Origin of the sequence: Pseudoalteromonas sp. FUC4, assembly GCF_008370255.1 — a bacterium.
Lineage (GTDB): Bacteria > Pseudomonadota > Gammaproteobacteria > Enterobacterales > Alteromonadaceae > Pseudoalteromonas.
Map to the genome: position 1 here is coordinate 1,137,388 of NZ_SEUI01000001.1, position 20,020 is coordinate 1,157,407.

Consider the following 20,020-nt stretch of genomic DNA (forward strand, 5'->3'; position numbering starts at 1 on the left):
TTTTTATAGTGTGTTTAATAAGTGTATTAAGTTAAAACAATGTAATCAGATTATTAATGAGACATTAGACCAGTTAAACTTAACGTAAAGTTTCTATTTTCGCCACCTTATTTTACAATAAATTCGATTACTTCACGTTTTGCTATGTTAAAATCAAAAAAAATAAATGAATGGGTACTTTTATGCGCACATATCAAGCGGCTGAAAACGCACTTAAAGATAAAATTATTTTAATAACAGGCGCCGGAGATGGCATTGGCCGAGTAGCGGCAATTACGTATGCAAAATACGGCGCTACAGTTATCTTATTAGGTAAAACAACTAATAAACTTGAATGTGTTTACGATGAAATTGTTAATGCAGGCTACCCTAAACCTGCAATTGTGCCCATGGACTTAAAAGGCGCAACAAAACAAAACTATCGCGACCTTGCTGCAACAATTGAATATCAATTTGGCCGCCTTGATGGCTTGCTCAATAATGCAGGTATTTTAGGGTCACTTGGTCCACTTGAACATTTTTGCTCATCTACGTTCGAAAACATAATGAAAGTAAACGTGACTGCGCAAGCGATGATCACTAAAGCGCTTTTTCCTGTTCTTCGTAAATCTGATAATGCATCAATCGTGTTTACGTCATCAGGTGTAGGCCGCAAAGGCCGTGAATTTTGGGGGCCATACGCCATCTCGAAATTTGCAGTAGAAGGCATGATGCAAACATGGGCATGTGAAGTAGGTAAAACAAATATTCGTGTAAACTGTATTAACCCAGGTGCGACTCGTACTTCTATGCGAGCGGCTGCATACCCGGGTGAAGATAGAGATACCCTTGCTACACCAGAAGATTTAATGCCAACCTACTTATACTTGATGAGCGATGATTCTAGTAAAGTGAATGGTGAATCGTTAGATGCTCAGGTAAAAAAATAACTCAGCCAAAGTCCCGTGTTATTTAAAAGCACATTAAAAAAGCCGCAGTTAGCGGCTTTTTTGTGTTCAATAAATAACTAATTGATTATTTACGTTTAGTAGGCTTAACACGTTGGTTGTGTTTTTTAACTGCTTTACGAATTTGGTTGATTTTAGCGCGTTTATCTTTGCGTTTTTCAGGCATAACAGAAAGCTTAGTTTGTGTTTCGCGGCCTAATTTAACGGTTTTGCGTAAGTAGTTTACTGTTTCTAAATCATACTCCATCCAACCACCTTGTGGCACGCGCTTATCAAGCTCTAGTTTACCGTAACGAATACGAATAAGGCGAGATACTTCCGCATCTTGAGACTGCCATAAACGACGAACTTCACGGTTACGCCCTTCATTTAACGTTACGTTAAACCAACGGTTAACGCCTTCGCCACCCATAGGGGTAACGGTCGTGAATTTGGCTGGACCATCTTCAAGCTCAACACCACGTAGTAAGTTTTTAACCGTTTCGTTGGTTACTTCACCAAATACACGTGCAGAGTATTCACGCTCTACCTCATAGCTTGGATGCATTAAACGGTTAGCTAATTCACCATCATTAGTAAAGAGCATCAAACCCGATGTATTAACATCTAAACGACCCACTGCAATCCAACGCTCACCATCAATGCGAGGGAGTCGGTCAAATACTGTACGGCGTCCTTCTGGATCTTTACGTGTGCTTAACTCACCTTCTGGTTTGTTATACATAATTACACGACAGATTCGGTCTGCTTTTTCTTCAATTTTTACAGTGTGTCCGTCAACACGAATCAAATCGGTTTCTTCAACACGGTCACCTAACTTTGCCACTTTACCGTTTACACTAACGCGGTTTGCGTCAATGTATTTTTCCATTTCACGGCGTGAGCCTACGCCTGCACGGGCTAAGACTTTTTGTAACTTTTCACCTTGTATACTCATTCGGATGGTTCTCTCACAGAAGGATCGCTCAATAACTGGTTAATTTTACTTTGCTGCTCTGTTGGCAGCGCAGGTAAGTTTTCAAGTCCAGTTAACGAAAAATAATCTAAAAATTGCTTAGTAGTTGCATATAAAGCCGGCTTTCCCGGAATCTCTTTATGCCCTACCACTTTAACCCACTCTCTTTCGAGTAAGGTTTTAATAATATTCGAACCCGTAGTAACACCTCTTACTTGCTCAATTTCGCCGCGTGTAATGGGCTGCCTGAATGCAATAAGTGATAATGTTTCCAGTAAAGCACGCGAGTATTTTGGTGCGCGTTCTTGCCACAAGTTATTTAACCAAGGGCTTAAACTACTGCATGCCTGAAACCGATACCCACTACCCACTTCAACTAAGCGAATACCACGAGTTTGAAAATGTTCTTGTATTGTATCTATTGCGTCGTTTATTCGCGCCATAGAAATAGCTAAATCTATTAATACAGTGTCTTTAAGGTGGCGTTTACTCACAGGCTTATCTGCAACAAAAATAGCCGCTTCAATGATCTCAACTAGTTGTTCATCACTAATTCGCCGACCCACCATACACACTCTAAACAAATAAAAATACACAGCCATCTATTATGACAGAACAACACCAAACTAGGAAAATATATCTATCAAATAACTTAATTTAAAACACAAAAAAACCAGTGACTAGCACTGGCTTCTTTTTTAGTTATTAAATCAACAACTATTAACTGTGTTTAATGGCTTCTAATGCATCGTCTTCAGCTACTGCGTTACCGTATTTTTTAATGTAACCCATAAATTCGCGTTTACTGATGCGTTTATCTTGGTTTTTATCCATGTAACCAAAATGATTTGAAATATCATCGTCGTTACCTTCAACTACCGAGATATAGCCATTGCTGTCGTTATCTAGACTTGCAAAGCTACTTTCAATTTTATCAAATTTAGCGATTTCAGCTTTAAATGCCGATTCACTTACTTCAGCATCAGAGGCTACTTTGCCATTATTGAGCTTCATATAAGTGTTAAACTCTTTGCGGCTAATTTCGTTATCCATATTGGTATCAATATTTGAAAAGTGCTGCCAGATGTTATCGTCATCTGCTTCAACCTTTGAGATATAGCCATCACTGTCATTATCTAAACTTGCAAAGTCACTGTCTATTCTTTCAAGGCCTTGATTAGATGAACAAGCTGCTAGGCTTAACGATGCTAAAATTGTTGCTGCTAATGTTAACTTTTTCATAAGACGTATCCTTCGTAATTAATTAAATGTCACTTTAGTTAATACAATTCGGATGCCAATAATAGTTAAACCATACAAATCAATAAGTTAATGATTTAAAGTGTATTTATTAAACACTTTCAATAAGTTAAGCTTGCAAGCTTTGCAAACAACCTTGTAATTTTTGCAAAAAAATACCCGGTAAAAACCAGGTATCTCAATTTTAGTTATATAGTTGAGCTAATTATTAGATTGCTGCGTTTTGGTAGCGTTTAACAAACTCAGTAACGTTTTGACCATTACATTTTAATGAGTTTAAGTTACCAATTTTTTGACGAACAGGTGCTAAACCTTGTTTTAAAGCCGTCATACATAATTGAGTTTCTTGTTGAGCGTCTTTAGCAAACACTTCTATTTTATCAGCAGATGTTTTGCTTAGCGTCGTTTTTTTAGCTATATCGCGAATATCTTCGCCATTACATAAAATGCTTTTAGAAAAACGAGATAGGTAAACACCGTGCTGGGCAGCTTCTTTACGAGCAGCACTAAAGCCTTCGTTTGCGCTTAGTACACATAACTTAGACTCAATTTTGTTATCTTGACTGAAGTAAGTATTGCTTTGTGCTGACGCAGTTGCAGATGCTAATAAAGCAGTAGCTAAAAGTAGTTGTGTTTTCATGAGAGATCCTATTTGAACGAGCTAAACAAGTGAATTTCGCGCATTATATATTCAATAAAGTTAAGTTCAATTGAATTTTTTATTTATTTAGTAAATTAATATTGCATTTACAATGTTTAAACTTTAGCCACCAATTGATCAACATTTGTGCAGCTATTATCTCAATTCAGTCATGTTATGTACGCGTATTTACTGATACAATTTAACCCATCAAATAGATCCAAATTTAAGGTTAGTTTTATGAAAGTGATTTCTTTCAATATCAATGGTCTGCGTGCTCGTCTTCATCAATTACAAGCAATTATCGACAAACATCAACCAGACGTTATTGGCTTGCAAGAGATTAAAGTTCATGACGAAGCATTCCCACTAGAAGATGTACAAAAAATGGGATATCACGTCTACTTTCATGGTCAAAAAGCACATTACGGCGTAGCTATGTTATGCAAAAAAGAGCCTAAATCGGTATTAAAAGGCTTTGCCACCGATACAGATGAATCTCAAAAACGCATGATAAGCGTCACTGTTGAGCAAGATAACGGTCGAGATTTAACAGTAATGAACGGCTATTTCCCACAAGGTGATAATATTAATCACGAAACTAAATTCCCTTATAAGCGCCAGTTTTATACGGATTTAATGACCCACCTTGAAACCAACCACACACCCGATCAGGACGTAATAGTTATGGGCGATATAAACATATCACCTACTGACTTAGATATTGGTATTGGCGACGTAAATGCAAAACGTTGGTTAAAAACAGGTAAATGTTCTTTCCAACCGGTAGAGCGTGAATGGCTTGCAACATTACTTAATTGGGGATTTAAAGACACCTTTAGAGAGCAAAACCCTGAAACAGACGACCAATACTCATGGTTTGACTACCGCTCAAAAGGGTTTGTAGATAACCGTGGACTTCGTATTGACGTTGTTCTTGCAACTAATGAACTTGCTGAACGCTGTATAGATACCGGTATTGATTATGAACTTCGAGGTATTGAAAAACCCTCAGATCATGCCCCAATATGGTCAACATTTAAGTAATTACGATGCTCAGCATAACAATACATGGACTACTTTGGTCCCTTGTAATTATCATTGCTATTTTAAGCTTTGATAAAAAAACATATAAATCGCTTTATAGCACATCAGCTCAACAAACGGGTGTGCTTGCGTGTGCGTTAGTGTTTGCAGTGCTTTGGCGAATAAAGGCAGGAATTTTAACGGGCCTTGATTTACACATACTAGGTGTTACCGCCGCTACATTAATTTTAGGCTGGCGATTAACGATTTTAAGTAGCCTACTTGCCACAGCGCTACTAACTGCATTTGGTCAAATTGAACTTGAACTGTTACCAGTACAACTGCTTATTGGTGCGTTTATTCCTATTTTACTAAGCTACCTTGGCTTTATAATTAGTTACCAGTATTTACCTCGTCATTTTTTTGTTTATATATTTGTTTGTGCGTTTATAACTGCAGGGTTTATAGCCTGTATAAAAATAAGCCTAGGTGCTCTATTTTACTTAGCTATAGGGCAATACAATTGGCAAGAACTCGCAGATAACTACGTTTATTTAAGTGCCATAATTTGGTTTCCTGAAGCAATGCTCAACGGCATGGCTATAACAATTATGATCACCTATCGCCCGCATTGGGTAAAAACTTTTTACGATAAGGACTACCTAGACTCATGAGTCTACAATATCAATGCCCGCTATGTAACCTCGCACTTTTGAAAGCTGATTCAACACTTCGTTGTGCTAACAACCACAGCTTTGACTTTGCCAAAGAAGGCTATGTTAATTTACTGCCAGTACAACAAAAAAATTCAAAACAACCGGGCGACTCCCTTGAAATGGTGCAAGCTAGACGCGCATTTTTAGAGCGTGGGTACTACCGCTTTTTACAACAAAATCTTAGCGAGTTGGTCGGTCTAATAAGCGCGAATACGGTTATTGATCTAGGATGCGGTGAAGGGTTTTATACCCAAGCAATAGCGAGTAAAACAAACGCTATTGTATACGGTGTTGATATTTCAAAATCTGCCGTTAAATATGCCGCAAAGCGCTACCCTAATTGCCAATTTAGTGTGGCATCAATCAGCCAAGCGCCCTTTAAAAACCAATTTGCTGATGTACTTGTAAGTGTATTTGCACCTTTGTTTGAAGAAGAACTTGAACGTCTTGCAAATCAAAACGCAACATTAGTGGTTGCAAGCCCTGGCCCTTGTCATTTAAAAGAATTGAAATCGTATATATATTCAGAAGTAAACGAACATACTGAAATTGCGATTCCAAAGGGATTTAAAAAATCAGAACAAATTCTTTTAACAGAGCAAGTAATGCTTGGCTTTGCTGATATTAAAAACTTAATAATGATGACGCCATTCGCGTGGAAATTTAGACCCGAGCACTGGGCAGCACTCGAAGAAAAAGGTGAGCACGATGTCACCTTATCGTTTTACATAACTCAATTTACTAAAACTGCTCTTTAGTAAATGCTCTATCCATTTTTTCAAACATATCTTTAAGTAAGTTAGCAAGCTCCATATAACGGGGCTTGTTTTCACTTAACTGCGTTTGATATCCATTAGCTGCCATTTTAGTGTACAGCTCGTTGTACCATTTTTGCATTGCAGGATCTAAAGGCGTTTGCGCTCGTTTACCTAACCAAAATAAACCTTGTAAAGGTAGCGATATAAAGAATAATGCACTCGCAATAGCTTGAGGTAAAAAATCAGAACCTAAGTAATTAAGCTGAAAAAACAACGTTAACATGGCCAAGATTGGCATTACTGTAATAGCCAGCTCAGTTGCTCTAATTACTCTAAACTCTAAAAATAAAGGCGCAAGCTCTTTGCGCATCGGCCATTTTTTACCATACAAACGGCCAGTTTGTAGTTGTGACATCACACTTTTTTGCATCATGACTCCTCACAGATACTGCTTTTAAATACAATACAAATACGAGCTATACCTAAAGTGTAACACAAAATGAAGGAGTTACACTGTCTGCGCTAAATAGCTTAAATTTACTATTAAATAGCATATAGTTCTGACTAAAGCCCACTAATTAAGGTAAAGTATTTAACATTACGTTAACTGCTTTGCATTTGATCACTCAACTGTTTTTGCTTTATTTAATGCCGAAAGTGTAACTATTACGTATTCACTTACTAAACTTGTTTATGGAAATTGAATTTATGCCTACAAGCTCTCCTAGGTCACAACACGTTTTAGTGCTAAATAGCGGCAGCTCTAGCTTAAAGTTCGCCATTATAGATTCAAATAATGGTCACGAGGTTACCTCTGGTTTGGCTGAGCGCTTAGGAAGCGAAGCCCCTTCAATAAAATATAAATATAATGGGACTAAGACCGCTATTAATTTGAAAGCTAACGAAGCTCACGCTGAAGCAATCAATACCCTAGTGGCATTAATTAAATCACATAAATTAGATGAGCATTTAATAGCAGTAGGTCACCGTGTTGTTCACGGTGGTGAACATTTTATACAATCAATACTTATCGACGAAGATGTTATTTTGGGAATTACACAAGCTGCTACACTTGCTCCACTGCACGGGCATGCTAATTTATTAGGCATTTCATCTGCAAAAGAATCTTTTAAAGGATTACCCCAAGTCGCGGTATTTGACACCGCGTTTCATCAAACTATGGATGAAGTCGCTTATCTATATGCCCTTCCTTATAAGTTATATACCGAGTTTGGCGTAAGGCGTTATGGTTTTCATGGTACAAGCCACTGCTATGTTGCAGATCAAGCCGCTCAGCTATTAAATCAATCCCTTGAAGAAAGTAATTTTATTAGTGCTCATTTAGGTAATGGCTGCTCTGTATGTGCAATAAAAAGCGGTAAAAGTGTTGATACAAGTATGGGCTTAACTCCCCTTGCAGGCTTAATTATGGGTATGCGCAGTGGTGATATCGATCCCGGTTTATTTAACTTTTTAACTACACAACTAAACTATAGCGCTCAGCAAATTGACGATTTACTAAATCAAGAAAGCGGTTTACTGGGCATAAGTGGGCTTTCTAACGATTGCCGTACAATTGAAGAGGCTTCGCTTTCTGGGAATCAAAGAGCAACTCTAGCAATCGATATGTTTTGCTATCGGCTTGCCAAACAAATTGCAGCCTACATGGTGCCATTACAGCGCCTAGACGCTGTAATTTTTACTGGCGGTATTGGCGAAAATTCAAATCTTATTCGTAAAAAAGTAATCTCTCAACTTGCCTTTTTAAACATTGATTGCGATGAGGAAGCTAACCTTAAAGCCCGATTTGGACAACAAGGGATTATTAGCATTAAAAAAACAAAAATTAAAGTTATCGTTATACCTACAAACGAAGAGTGGGTAATAGCAAACGATGCCGCAAGCATAGTAAAGGAACTTTAATTATGGCACGTCGTATTATGTTGATTCCTGTATCTACCGGTGTGGGTTTAACGTCTGTATCGGTTGGTTTAGTGCGTGCACTTGAACAAAAAACAGTTAAAGTTAACTTTTTCAAACCCATCGCTCAGCCTCGTTCAGGCGAAACAGGTCCTGAAAAATCAACACAAATAGTTACTCAAGGCTCACCTATTAATCCACCTCTGCCTTTTGCGCTTGATTATGCTGAGCAAATGATTGCTGACGGTAAAGGTGATGACCTACTAGAGGAAATTGTTGAACGTTTTGAGAGTAAAATTAACGATGATGAAGTCGCTATTATTGAAGGTATGGTAACCACTCGTCGCCAACCTTATGCTGGACGTGTGAACCGCGAAATTGCACAAACGCTCGGCGCTGAAATTGTATTTGTACTTACCCCTGGTAATTACACCATTACACAAATAGAAGACCGCCTTGAAATTGCAGCAGGTAACCATGGCGGCATTGATCATCCTCATGTACTGGGTTGTATTTTTAATAAAGTAAATGCGCCACTTGATGAAGAAGGCCGTGCACGCGCCGATTTAGTCGATGCTTACAAACCTGAAGAGCTTGAAAACGAATTAAATCGTTTAGCGTCTTTACCTATTTTTAAAAAAAATCCGTTTATGTTGCTTGGCGCAATTCCGTGGGATTTTGACTTAGTAGCGCCACGTGTAAAAGACTTAAGCGCGTATTTAAAAGCAACAATAATTAACGAAGGCGATATGCTTCATCGTCGTCTGCGCCGTATTACTTTTTGTGCGCGTACGGTATCAAACATTTTAAACTACTTTACGCCAGGCACTTTATTAGTAACACCGGGCGATCGCTCAGACATACTTGTTGCAGCATGCCTATCTGCAATGAATGGCACTAAACTTGGCGCTATATTGTTAACCGGAGGGTATGAGCCAGAGCCACGTATTATGGCCTTGTGTGAGCAAGCCATGCAAACCGGTTTACCAATACTCGCAACCGATGCCGACACATGGCGTACATCACTGTTACTGCATAACTTTAATATGGAAGTACCAAATGATGATGACCAACGCATTGAAAAAGTAAAAGATCACAATGCAGAACATATCAATTCAAGCTGGCTCGATACTCTAGCTCAAAGTGTAGGCAAAACGCGTAAGTTATCACCACCTGCATTTCGTTATTTATTAACCGATAAAGCACGTAAAGCAGGTAAAACCGTAGTATTACCAGAAGGGAATGAACCTCGCACTATAAAAGCAGCGGCTATTTGCGGACAACGCGGAATTGCTAAAACTATACTATTAGGCGATCGCGAAGAAATAATGCGTATTGCCAAGCAACAAGGTATTGAGCTAAACGAACATGTAAGTATTATTGAGCCAAAAAGTATCATTAATGATTATATTGCTCCTATGGTCGAAATTCGTAAAAGCAAAGGCCTAACTGCTGTAGTAGCACAAGAGCAACTGCAAGATAATGTTGTGCTTGGTACAAAGATGCTTCAAGAAGGTAAAGTAGATGGTTTGGTATCGGGCGCAGTAAACACCACCGCCAATACAATTCGTCCTTCACTTCAGTTAATTAAAACAGCACCAGGATCATCGTTAGTATCATCCGTATTTTTTATGCTGCTTCCAGATCAAGTATTAGTTTACGGTGACTGTGCTATAAACCCAGATCCTAATGCTGAACAACTTGCAGATATAGCCATTCAATCTGCCGATTCTGCTTCCGCATTTGGCATAGAGCCACGAATAGCAATGATCAGCTATAGTACGGGTACCTCGGGTACGGGTGCCGATGTTGAAAAAGTACGTGAGGCGACAAAAATTGCGCAGCAAAAACGCCCTGATTTAATTATCGACGGCCCACTACAATACGATGCCGCTATAATGGAAAATGTAGCACTTAAAAAAGCACCTAACAGCCCTGTAGCTGGTAAAGCGACTGTATTTATATTCCCAGATTTAAATACAGGTAATACAACATATAAAGCAGTAAAACGCAGTGCCGACTTAATAAGTATCGGCCCTATGCTTCAAGGTATGCGCAAACCCGTAAACGACTTGAGCCGTGGTGCATTGGTCGATGATATTGTGTATACAATCGCCTTAACTGCAATTCAGGCAGCCCAAGCAGAAGCGCTAATAGCACATTAAACACAACGTGTGCTTTTTATAGCCTAGCTATTATTTATTTAATAATTAAGTAGTTAGGCTATTTATACCCTGCAACCCCCACACTTATCCACAGAAATTGTGGGTAAGTTTTTAATCTCTATTAAAATCGATTTACTAACGCTTATTTTAGTCGCTGTTACACCTTTAATTTAAAGCCAATAATCTATACTATAAAGCTATTAATAATGCTGTATCGCAGGCGTTTAATGTCAAAACAAACATTACTATTACACAGCACAGTTTTATCTATACACAGTTTAGATGTAGACGCCGACATACCTGCGGCACTCCTAAAGCTTCCTTTATTTTTTATATCTAAAACTCATGATGAACTATCCATTGTTTGCCCTAGTAGCTTTGAAATACACTCCCTAGATACCGAGTCTGATTGGCAAGCACTTGAAGTAGTAGGCCCACTTGGCTTTTCGTTAACGGGAATAATGGCCAATATATCGGGGGTATTAGCGCGTGCTAAAATTTCTATTTTTTCAATCTCAACCTACGATACCGATTATATATTAGTAAAAAAACAAACGGCGTCACAAGCGCTTACTGCATTAAAAAAAGAGGGTTACAACGTGGTGGCCCAATAGCATATGAAAGCACAAACAATAGAATATTTAGCACTGAATAAAACACCTCGTAATGCCATTCTTATTACAAGCCCATTTACAGGTAAAGTAATGTCGCTTAAAGAACATCCCGAACCTATTTTTAGGTTTGGTATTCTCGGTCCTGGTATTACTGTAAAGCTCAGTAGTCACAAAATTTTAGCGCCGTTTGATGGCACGTTATTACAAGTAAAAAACGCAGGTACTGAGTTTATTTTACAAGCTAAAAATGGCTTAAAAGTTTTAATCAACCTAACTATTACCGGTTCGCAATCAATTACGCACACACACATAGCACAATTAAACGGCAGTGAAATAAGTAAAGGCCAGCGCCTCGCTTATTTTGATTTACGCGAACTAGAAACGCCCATGCTTGCCAGTTTAATTTTACTTAACGGCCATAACCTCGGCACATTTCATTACTCACATTCGCATGTAAATGCGGATGTAGATACATTATTAACTATTATTAAGAAGAACTAAATTTATGATCACTCTATACGGTATTAGCAATTGCGACACGATCAAAAAAGCAAAAAAATACTTAGCCGACAACAACATCGAATTTACTTTTCATGATTACCGCAAAGATGGCGTAAATGAGCAAATGGTAAGTGATTTTGCAGATATACTCGATTGGGAACAGCTTGTTAATAAACGTGGCACAACTTATCGCGCACTAACTGATGAGCAAAAACAGAGCTTGACTAAAGAAAGTGCTATCCCATTGTTAGTTGAACAACCTGCAATGATCAAACGCCCAGTACTTGTTAACAATGGCAGTTACCATTTAGGTTTTAAAGCAGCTCAATACGATGAGATATTTAAATCATGAAAGATGATGTAATTGCACTCGCTCAAGCACTAATACAACGTGAGTCAGTAACGCCCGAGGATGCTGGCTGCCAACAGATGATGAACGATCGCCTGGCTGCGGTTGGTTTTAATATTGAGTCATTATTTTTTACCGACACATTAAATACATGGGCTCGAAAAGGCACACAATCACCGCACTTTTGTTTTGCAGGCCACACTGATGTTGTGCCAACAGGCCCACAGAAAAATTGGCAACGCCCGCCGTTTTCAGGATTAATAAAAGACGGTTTATTACATGGGCGCGGAGCTGCCGATATGAAAGGCTCGTTAGCTGCAATGCTTGTTGCAACCGAGCGGTTTGTTACTAAACATCCAGATCATAAAGGCTCAATTTCATTTTTAATTACCTCCGACGAAGAAGGCCCGTTTATAAACGGGACTACCCGTGTAATTGATACGCTAGAGGCGCGCGGTGAAAAAATTGATATGTGCCTAGTAGGCGAGCCTTCATCACGAGATGTATTAGGTGATGTTGTTAAAAATGGCCGCAGAGGTTCACTTACCGCTTTTTTAACTGTTAAGGGTGTACAAGGGCATGTCGCCTATCCACATTTAGCACAAAACCCAATTCACCTAGCAACCCCTGCCCTTACTGAGCTTAGCCAAACGGTGTGGGATAACGGAAATGAATACTTCCCTGCTACCAGCTTTCAGATTTCAAATATTAATGGCGGCACAGGTGCAGGTAATGTGATCCCGGGTGAGCTAGAAGTACAATTTAACTTTAGATTTAGCACGCAAGTAACACATGAACAATTACAACAACGTGTAAATGACATACTACAAAAGCATAACTTAAATTATGAATTAAGCTGGATAGTAAATGGCTTGCCTTTTATTACCGAGCACGGCCCACTTGTTGATGCCACAGTAAAAGCGATTAAATCAGTAACTGGTTTAACTACGAATCTTGAAACCACCGGCGGTACTTCTGACGGTCGCTTTATTGCACAAACAGGTGCTAAAGTAATTGAACTTGGCCCACGTAACGAAACAATTCATAAAGTAGATGAATGCGTAAGTACCGATGATTTGATAGCCCTTACCGACATTTACGAGCAAATACTAGAGCAACTTTTAGCATAATGGATGTAACTAAACCAACATCAATAATGTGTATCACAGGGCAAAGTGATACACATTTAACTGATATACAAAATCATCGCTTGCACAACGCTATAATTAGCGACTTTTTAGCACTACAAAGTGCAGCTCAAAAAGCGGGATTTGAGCTTACTATTGCCTCAAGCTTTCGCGACTTTGAACGCCAGTCAATTATTTGGAATAATAAGTTTTTAGGTATTCGACCTGTTTATAATAAACAGCAAAAGGTTGTAGATTTAACTAAATTAAATGATGTAGATAAATGCATAGCAATAATGCTCTACTCTGCACTACCTGGCGCAAGCAGACACCATTTAGGCACTGACTTAGATGTGTTTGACAAAGCTGCGGTGAGTGATGATTATAAGCTACAGCTAACACCTGAAGAATACCTGCAAGGTGGCCCGTTTGCATCTCTAAGTAATTGGCTTGATACTAACTTAGTTAAATTTGGTTTTTATCGCCCTTACCAGCACGATTTAGGTGGCGTAGCGCCTGAGCTTTGGCATATAAGCCATATTAAGCAATCACAATTATTAGTGAATAAGCTTAGCGAGCAAATACTTTTTGAATGCATAAAAAACAGTGAACTACAGGGTAAGCAGGCAATACTTGATAACTTACCTGCTATTTATAAACGCTTTGTAACAAACGTGAGCCCGCCCACCTAAAAGAAGGTTAGGTTAAGCCTTCTTTTTATTTAAAATAAACACCAGCACAGCTCCTAATATTAAGGAGCTTGCTACTATAAACTCCACTGTTACCTGCTCTGATAAAAACAAAACACCAGCAATGGCGGCAAGTACCGGCACACAAAGTTGCACAACCGCTGCTTGGGTACTTTTAAGCAATGGCATTGCTACATACCAAACACTATAACCAACTCCAGACGCTATTGCCCCCGAGGCACACGCAAGTAACACCCCTTCAATACTCATATTTTTTAAATAACTCATACCAACAAGTAATAAAACAGGGATAGCAACTAAGCTTCTTATAAAGTTAAACCCAGTAGTACGCAGTGGCGATACGCACACTTTACCGCGAATACTGTAAATACCCCATGCCACACCACTGAGTGCCATAAGTGATGCACCTAATAATGAAGGCACCGCTGCAGATGGCAGCATTAAATATACAAAACCAGATAACGCCACTATAAATGCACACCACTGAAGTACGCTTAATTGCTCTTTTTGATAAATACCCCAGCCAATCATAGTAAGCTGCACAGCAGAAAATAAAATTAGTGCACCGGTACCGGTATCTAGCTCTACGTAGGCAATCGAAAAACAAAGCGCGTAAACAAGCAGGCTAATACTGCTTCGCCAGCTTCCCCTGTCACTTAAAATAGCTGGATTGAATGTGCCTTTACGTTTTAAATTATGGGTATAAATTGCCATTATAATGCCCAAACATGCAGCCCCGCTCAGCAAGCGAATAACAGTAAAGTTCCAAGCATCTATATAGCCCTCGGCTAAGGCCATTCTGCAAAAAAGAGAATTTGCGGCAAACGCAATTAAAGCAATGATTGTGTACAACGTAGCTTTCAAAAAAATTCCTTAGCAATAAAAGCGAATTACAGCGTTATTTTAATTAACTAATTAACCTACTAGGCTCAAAACATTGTCATAAGCGCCTATAAAACCGCTTACTGAGCAGCACATTTAAACAGGATTAGTATAACTGTGCAAAGAGAGTATTTAGTTTTAATAAATTAGATCATTTACGCTTTAGAGATCATTATATTTAACAAGACCAATAAAGTACCTTAAGCATTTCATTATTGTTACTCAACAAGAAAAATTCACACTTTGTTCACCAATCTCATCTTATATTTGTCTGCTAACAGTCAGTATTACTCTACGATTTTTTACAATATTTCACACATTTAGCCAAAAATAGTATGTTAATGTATGCAAGTAAATTAAGAGGAGTGCGCAGTGCGCCTAAGTATAATTTTAAGCTTTTGTTGGATTTTAAGTGGATGTAGCACAATGGGCTTTAATGACCTATTTAATGACTATGCCACGCAAATGACACCAATAAGAAATGCGATCGAGAAAAATAATATCGAAGAAGCGCAATCTCTTATTGCTAATAATAGCACTCTGCACAGCAGCTACTTACTCAACCAACTTGAGCAAGCTCGTTTAAACGACTTAGCTAACACACCAGATGATGCGCAAAGCAGATTTGAGAACGTGTATACGCGAATGCAAAAAAAGCGTGAAGCCGCAAAAATACAGGTAAGTGCTGGCCTTGAACAAAGTAACGCTTTATTTACCAACGACTCAGCAATAACTTATGTGCCACCCGCTTACGAAATGAGCATGCTTCATAGCTATAAAGCACTTAACTACGTGTATAAAAATGATATTGAAGGCGCATTGGTAGAAATTCGCCGAGCTAATAAAGTACAAGTTGATGCGCTTAGCGAGAATGAAGCAGAAGTAGACTCAACCGTTAAAGAAGCTCAGCAACATTATCCGAGCATGAGCAATGTAACCAGAGACATAAAAAATGGCTTTCAAAATGCCTACACATTTTACTTATCTGCTTTGCTTTACCAAAGTGATAAACAATACGACGACGCCTATATCGATTATAAAAAAGCATTGGCTATACAACCTAACAATATTTATTTACAGCAAGATGTAATGCGCCTTGCTAAAAAACAAGGGTTTGACCAAGACTTAAATGAATTTAAAAAACGCTTTGGCGATACGTCCACTATTTCTTCATCACAAGGCGAAGTAATTGTTTTATTTGAACAAGGATTAGTACCAAAACAAGATGAATTTAAACTGCGCTTGCCAATTTATTCATCACGTGGCGATGCACGCTTTTACAGCTTGGCGATGCCGGTATATAAGGATAATGCCTATGTGCGCCGCCTTAACAATATAAATATAGATGCACAAAGCTTGGCGCTTAGCCCACTGGTACACATTGAAGCACTTGCAGCTAAAACGTTAGAAGATCAAATACCTGCAAAAGTCGCTCGCCAAGTACTTAGATTAGTAGCTAAAGAGAAAGTGCGGGCAGAGCTTGCTCGCAGTGCCGGTGATGTAGGTAACATACTTGCTAATATTTATAATTTGGCGTCTGAGCAAGCTGATACACGCAGCTGGCTTACACTTCCAAATCAAATAAGTGTCGCAAGGCAAAGCCTAAATACAGGTGAGCACTCTGTGCATATAGGCACACAAGCACCTATAAATTTTACCATTAGTAAGCAAGGGTTAACGTTAATTTACTTAACCTCTATTAATAACTACTTTAATTACCACGTAGTTCAACTTTAGGAGCCACCATGAAATACATAGCGCCATTATTAGCAGTTTTAATGCTCAGTGCATGTTCCAGCAAACCGGTTACATCGGGTATTTCTGTTGAACAAAATAAAAACCAGTTTAATGAACAATTACGTGTAGATAACCCAGAGCTTGGTAAAAAGCTGGCCATTACTGATGTTAAAACACGTCAAACCAACCAGTTAACCGATGTAGTAGTGACACTTTCGAGCCAGTATAAAAAATCACAGTATTTGCAGTATCAATTTAATTGGTTTGATAAAGACGGCTTTGTTATTAAAGGCAACCATTCACCTTGGCAAGCACTCACCTTATTCGGTTTTGCAAAAACACAATTACCGGGCTTAGCACCGAGCTCTGATGCGGTTACCTTTTCTTTAGCAGTTAGAGAAGTGTCTACCGAATCACAAGAATTTAAAGATTAAAGGAAACAACCATGATCATCAGTAATAAATTTAAAACAGCATCAACTTACGCTTTAGTTGGCCTGAGCGCTTTAGTATTAAGTGGCTGTGCTAATAAAGCCGTAGTAAGTTATGGCGATGCACAAGCAGTGGAAACAACAGATATTAATTTTGGCTCTACCGACTTACAAAAAGTAGCGAGTCAAATGACCGATTCATTACTCAGCTCACCCGTTGTTGGCACAATGACTGCCAATAAACGCCCTGTAGTATTTGTTGAACGTATTAAAAACAAAACTAGTGAGCACATTGATACTGAATCAATCACCGATTCAATCTCAACGCAAATGCTACGCAGTGGTAAGTTCCGTTTTGTAGATATGACGCGTGTTGAGTCAGTACGTGAGCAATTAACATTTCAAAACGAAGATGCCCTTGTTAACCCTGCAACAGCCGTTGCATTTGGTAAACAAATTGGCGCGCAATATATGTTATACGGAAATTTATCGAGCATAGTTAAATCAAATGCCGACAAATCAGACGTATACTATAAATTTACGATGCGTTTAATGGATATGGAAAGCGGCCTAGTTGAATGGGCAGACGAAACTGAAATTCGTAAAACTAAAGAAAAATCGACATTTGGTTGGTAGTTACTAAGCCTTTACGGGCTAACAAGCCCGTACTTGCTACCAATAGGAGATTATTATGAAAGCTATAACATTAGTGATGTGTGCTCTAATTACTATGAGCGCGCCAACTTTTGCCCAATATGAGCGAAATAAAGCAGTACCTGTCCAACAGGTTTTATTTGGTGATGTAAAATCGGTGCGTAATATTACCGAACAAGAACTCATACAAGATAAAAACAACGGTTGGAAAACCTTCGGCGGCGCTTTACTAGGTGGCGTAATAGGTAATCAGTTTGGTGGCGGTAGCGGCCGCACAGTAGCAACTATTTTAGGCTCAGTTATTGGCGGAAGTGTTGCACACAATAAGCAACAGCAAAGCCATTATCAGCAAAATAATTTTGTTGAACTGTTAATACAAGTCGAAAATGGCGACCAGTTTATGGTAGTTCAAGACCAGTCAATGCGTTTTAGCAGAGGCGACAGTGTACGATTAGTCTATTTAAGTGATAACACCGTACGTGTAGATAAAGCGTATTAGCCAATATATCTAGTTATTCATGACTAAAGTAAAAACGAGCCAAATTTGGCTCGTTTTTTATGCATTTAAGTAATTATACCTGTCGGTAATCTTTAAAAAAGCGCTTCATTTTAAGCATTGCATCCGACAAGTCATCTTTGCTTGGTAAAAAAACCAATCTAAAATGATCCGGCTCGGGCCAATTAAACGCCCTGCCATGCACAAGTAATATTTTTTCGGCTTTTAGCAAATCGTACATCATCTTTTCATCATCTTTAACGTTAAAAAGTGCTGTATCTACTTTAGCAAACGCATAGAGCGCGCCTTTAGGTTTTTTACAACTAATTCCTTCAATAGCATTTAACCCGTGCCATGCTATATCGCGCTGCTCGTATAAGCGACCACCAGGGTTAATTAAATTATCAATTGATTGCACGCCGCCCAACGCTTGCTGAATTGCGTATTGCGCAGGTACATTCGCGCATAAACGCATTGATGAAAGTATTTCTAGGCCTTTACGTAAATCATCCATTACAGAGGTACGACCGCTTAAAACCATCCACCCCATTCTTAGTCCGGCTGCACGGTAGGTTTTAGCTAAACCGTTAAACGTAATGATTGGTACATCATCACACAGTGAGCCGATTGAAGTGTGCGTTATACCGTCGTATAAAATCTTTTCGTAAATTTCATCGCTCAATAACAGTAGTTTATGTTCACGCGCTATATCAATTAATTGCATTAACAAATCGTCACTGTAAACCGCACCTGTCGGATTATTAGGATTAATTAATACCAGCGCTTTAGTTTTAGATGTTATCTTGCTTTTTATATCTGCAATATCCGGAAACCAATCTTGCTCTTCATCACATAAATAATGCACCGGATTACCACCCGATAACGTGACCGAAGCCGTCCAAAGTGGATAATCTGGAGCTGGAATAAGCACTTCATCGCCATTATTTAATAGCGCTTGGGTGATCATCTGAATAAGTTCGCTTACGCCATTACCAATATAAATGTTATCTACATCTAAATTATGTAATCCACGTTGTTGGTAGTGCTGATAAATAGCCACGCGGGCTGAATAGAGGCCTTTAGAGTCACAGTAACCTTGGGCTGAATATAAGTTGCGGATAATATCGCGGTGCATGTCTTCTGGCATATCAAAACCAAAAGCAGCCGGATTACCTATATTCAATTTTAATACTTTTTGACCTTCGTCTTCCATTTTTTTAGCTTGCGCTAAAACCGGCCCACGAATGTCATAACATACACCTTCTAATTTGTGACTCTTTTTAATATCAGACATTTTTACCTCTTTAGGGCGTATTGACTTTATGGATTAAATTTGTTCAACCTAGGGGCGATTTAATCGCGGCGCGAGATTTGTAACCTAGTGGGCTAAGTAAAAATAGAGTAACAAAGAGAAAATAGCCCCTAGGAAGAACCCTCTGGGCAATGCGTGTTTGGATTTTATGTGTTGTTATCGCCTATTTATGTGGAAAAACCACACTGCATAGGCTCTGCCTAACCTAAAAACCAGACACTCGTTGCAAATTCAATCCCGAAAGATCAACACGCCCTAGTGAATCTTTAGACTAACCTAGTAAAGGCATAAAATGCCAGTGTATTTAAGCGCTTAATACTGAAATAAATTCACGTTTCGGTTTCAATAATTAACGAGATGCTAACCATTCATTTAGCTTAGCTTGAGAGCCTGTTACTTGAGCCATTAAACTATTAGATGCGTCGATGGCTTCAGCTAAGTTATCTAGGTTTAAATTTTGTTCAATAACGCGAGACACTTCAGCAAGGCTTGAAGCCCCAAACTGCGCTGCGTTAGATTTTAAGCTGTGAGAGTGGCGAATAGCCGCTTCTTTGTCTTTGCCAATAGTTGCTAAAACTTCTGAGCCTAAACGTTCAAACTCTGAGCAGCAAAAATCAAGTGTATCAGCAAACTGCTCACCCAATAACGATTCCATACTCTCTAATGCTGATGTATCTATATTTATTTCTGTCATATTTTAAGCCCTTAAAACAATCCATGTAAGTTACAGTTTAATAGTACTACTTTATATTGATGCGTAAAAAAAACCAACTTAATTACCTTATAAATGTATAATTATGAAGATCGTACTGGCAACAAAA

At 38.7% G+C, this 20,020-nt stretch carries 23 protein-coding genes; 15 read left to right on the top strand and 8 right to left on the bottom strand.

Annotated features, from left to right (window positions below):
* Positions 1 to 182: 182 nt before the first annotated feature.
* On the top strand, positions 183 to 929 hold the full coding sequence (locus EU510_RS05025; protein WP_149592526.1) for a YciK family oxidoreductase: 747 nt from the start codon (positions 183 to 185) through the stop codon (positions 927 to 929).
* 85 nt (positions 930 to 1,014) lie between these two features.
* Here EU510_RS05025 and rluB read toward each other — a convergent pair whose 3' ends face one another.
* The 4 genes from rluB to EU510_RS05045 all read right to left on the bottom strand — a co-directional run bounded on the left by rluB (position 1,015) and on the right by EU510_RS05045 (position 3,802).
* Positions 1,015 to 1,884 carry a 23S rRNA pseudouridine(2605) synthase RluB gene (gene rluB, locus EU510_RS05030; protein ID WP_138488964.1) on the bottom strand — a complete coding sequence of 290 codons (870 nt, stop codon included), beginning with the start codon at positions 1,882 to 1,884 and terminating at the stop codon, positions 1,015 to 1,017.
* A complete protein-coding gene (scpB, locus tag EU510_RS05035; protein ID WP_149592527.1) occupies positions 1,881 to 2,471 on the bottom strand; it encodes an SMC-Scp complex subunit ScpB in 591 nt (196 codons plus the stop codon). The genes rluB and scpB overlap by 4 nt, the downstream gene beginning before the upstream one ends.
* A 151-nt stretch (positions 2,472 to 2,622) precedes the next feature.
* Entirely contained in the window at positions 2,623 to 3,144 is a 522-nt protein-coding gene (locus EU510_RS05040; RefSeq protein ID WP_149592528.1) for an EF-hand domain-containing protein, read from the bottom strand.
* Between the two features lie 226 nt (positions 3,145 to 3,370).
* Complete coding sequence (locus tag EU510_RS05045) at positions 3,371 to 3,802, bottom strand: exonuclease III (RefSeq protein WP_149592529.1); 432 nt, start codon at positions 3,800 to 3,802, stop codon at positions 3,371 to 3,373.
* A 240-nt stretch (positions 3,803 to 4,042) separates the two neighbouring features.
* On the opposite strand from EU510_RS05045, the gene xthA reads away from it, so the two are divergent.
* From xthA to EU510_RS05060, 3 genes are read left to right on the top strand one after another with little or no spacing between them, the layout of a single operon-like run.
* On the top strand, positions 4,043 to 4,849 hold the full coding sequence (gene xthA, locus EU510_RS05050; RefSeq protein WP_149592530.1) for an exodeoxyribonuclease III: 807 nt from the start codon (positions 4,043 to 4,045) through the stop codon (positions 4,847 to 4,849).
* 5 nt (positions 4,850 to 4,854) lie between these two features.
* Positions 4,855 to 5,502 (top strand): energy-coupling factor ABC transporter permease, encoded by a 648-nt coding sequence (locus EU510_RS05055; protein ID WP_149592531.1) that lies wholly within the window; start codon positions 4,855 to 4,857, stop codon positions 5,500 to 5,502.
* Positions 5,499 to 6,302, top strand: a complete 804-nt coding sequence (locus EU510_RS05060) for a putative RNA methyltransferase (RefSeq protein WP_149592532.1) — start codon at positions 5,499 to 5,501, stop codon at positions 6,300 to 6,302. The genes EU510_RS05055 and EU510_RS05060 overlap by 4 nt, the downstream gene beginning before the upstream one ends.
* Here EU510_RS05060 and yfbV read toward each other — a convergent pair.
* Positions 6,286 to 6,732, bottom strand: a complete 447-nt coding sequence (yfbV, locus tag EU510_RS05065) for a terminus macrodomain insulation protein YfbV (protein ID WP_024596543.1) — start codon at positions 6,730 to 6,732, stop codon at positions 6,286 to 6,288. The two genes, EU510_RS05060 and yfbV, sit on opposite strands and share 17 nt — an antisense overlap.
* 278 nt (positions 6,733 to 7,010) lie before the next feature.
* On the opposite strand from yfbV, the gene EU510_RS05070 reads away from it, so the two are divergent.
* From EU510_RS05070 to EU510_RS05100, 7 genes are all read left to right on the top strand, one after another.
* Positions 7,011 to 8,225 (top strand): acetate kinase, encoded by a 1,215-nt coding sequence (locus EU510_RS05070; protein ID WP_149592533.1) that lies wholly within the window; start codon positions 7,011 to 7,013, stop codon positions 8,223 to 8,225.
* Positions 8,226 to 8,227: 2 nt separating this feature from the next.
* The gene (gene pta / locus EU510_RS05075) at positions 8,228 to 10,387 is read left to right on the top strand and encodes a phosphate acetyltransferase (protein WP_149592534.1); all 2,160 of its coding nucleotides are present in this window, start codon (positions 8,228 to 8,230) and stop codon (positions 10,385 to 10,387) included.
* Between the two features lie 227 nt (positions 10,388 to 10,614).
* Positions 10,615 to 11,001, top strand: a complete 387-nt coding sequence (locus tag EU510_RS05080; protein WP_149592535.1) for an ACT domain-containing protein — start codon at positions 10,615 to 10,617, stop codon at positions 10,999 to 11,001.
* Between the two features lie 3 nt (positions 11,002 to 11,004).
* Positions 11,005 to 11,502: a PTS glucose transporter subunit IIA gene (locus tag EU510_RS05085; protein WP_149592536.1), complete on the top strand. Its 498-nt coding sequence runs from the start codon at positions 11,005 to 11,007 to the stop codon at positions 11,500 to 11,502.
* A 4-nt stretch (positions 11,503 to 11,506) separates the two neighbouring features.
* Entirely contained in the window at positions 11,507 to 11,854 is a 348-nt protein-coding gene (locus tag EU510_RS05090) for an ArsC family reductase (protein ID WP_149592537.1), read from the top strand.
* Entirely contained in the window at positions 11,851 to 12,981 is a 1,131-nt protein-coding gene (dapE, locus tag EU510_RS05095) for a succinyl-diaminopimelate desuccinylase (protein WP_149592538.1), read from the top strand. The genes EU510_RS05090 and dapE overlap by 4 nt, the downstream gene beginning before the upstream one ends.
* Positions 12,981 to 13,670, top strand: coding sequence for a M15 family metallopeptidase (locus EU510_RS05100; RefSeq protein ID WP_149592539.1), 690 nt, complete (start codon positions 12,981 to 12,983; stop codon positions 13,668 to 13,670). Before dapE ends, EU510_RS05100 begins: the two co-directional genes overlap by 1 nt.
* A 12-nt stretch (positions 13,671 to 13,682) precedes the next feature.
* On the opposite strand, the gene EU510_RS05105 is transcribed toward EU510_RS05100, so the two are convergent.
* Positions 13,683 to 14,552, bottom strand: a complete 870-nt coding sequence (locus EU510_RS05105) for a DMT family transporter (protein WP_149592540.1) — start codon at positions 14,550 to 14,552, stop codon at positions 13,683 to 13,685.
* Positions 14,553 to 14,942: 390 nt separating this feature from the next.
* Here EU510_RS05105 and EU510_RS05110 point away from each other — a divergent pair, with 390 nt between their 5' ends.
* The 4 genes from EU510_RS05110 to EU510_RS05125 are packed head-to-tail and all read left to right on the top strand — an operon-like array spanning position 14,943 to position 17,890.
* Entirely contained in the window at positions 14,943 to 16,307 is a 1,365-nt protein-coding gene (locus EU510_RS05110; RefSeq protein WP_149592541.1) for a COG3014 family protein, read from the top strand.
* Between the two features lie 8 nt (positions 16,308 to 16,315).
* Complete coding sequence (locus EU510_RS05115) at positions 16,316 to 16,741, top strand: YcfL family protein (protein ID WP_007582549.1); 426 nt, start codon at positions 16,316 to 16,318, stop codon at positions 16,739 to 16,741.
* Positions 16,742 to 16,752: 11 nt separating this feature from the next.
* Positions 16,753 to 17,373, top strand: coding sequence for a penicillin-binding protein activator LpoB (gene lpoB, locus EU510_RS05120; RefSeq protein ID WP_007375407.1), 621 nt, complete (start codon positions 16,753 to 16,755; stop codon positions 17,371 to 17,373).
* A 55-nt stretch (positions 17,374 to 17,428) separates the two neighbouring features.
* Positions 17,429 to 17,890 carry a glycine zipper 2TM domain-containing protein gene (locus tag EU510_RS05125; protein WP_149592542.1) on the top strand — a complete coding sequence of 154 codons (462 nt, stop codon included), beginning with the start codon at positions 17,429 to 17,431 and terminating at the stop codon, positions 17,888 to 17,890.
* Positions 17,891 to 17,963: 73 nt separating this feature from the next.
* Here the strand turns inward: EU510_RS05125 and EU510_RS05130 are convergent, their stop codons facing one another.
* Positions 17,964 to 19,181: a pyridoxal phosphate-dependent aminotransferase gene (locus tag EU510_RS05130; protein ID WP_149592543.1), complete on the bottom strand. Its 1,218-nt coding sequence runs from the start codon at positions 19,179 to 19,181 to the stop codon at positions 17,964 to 17,966.
* A gap of 367 nt (positions 19,182 to 19,548) precedes the next feature.
* Positions 19,549 to 19,893, bottom strand: a complete 345-nt coding sequence (locus EU510_RS05135) for an Hpt domain-containing protein (RefSeq protein ID WP_002959674.1) — start codon at positions 19,891 to 19,893, stop codon at positions 19,549 to 19,551.
* Positions 19,894 to 20,020: the final 127 nt, after the last annotated feature.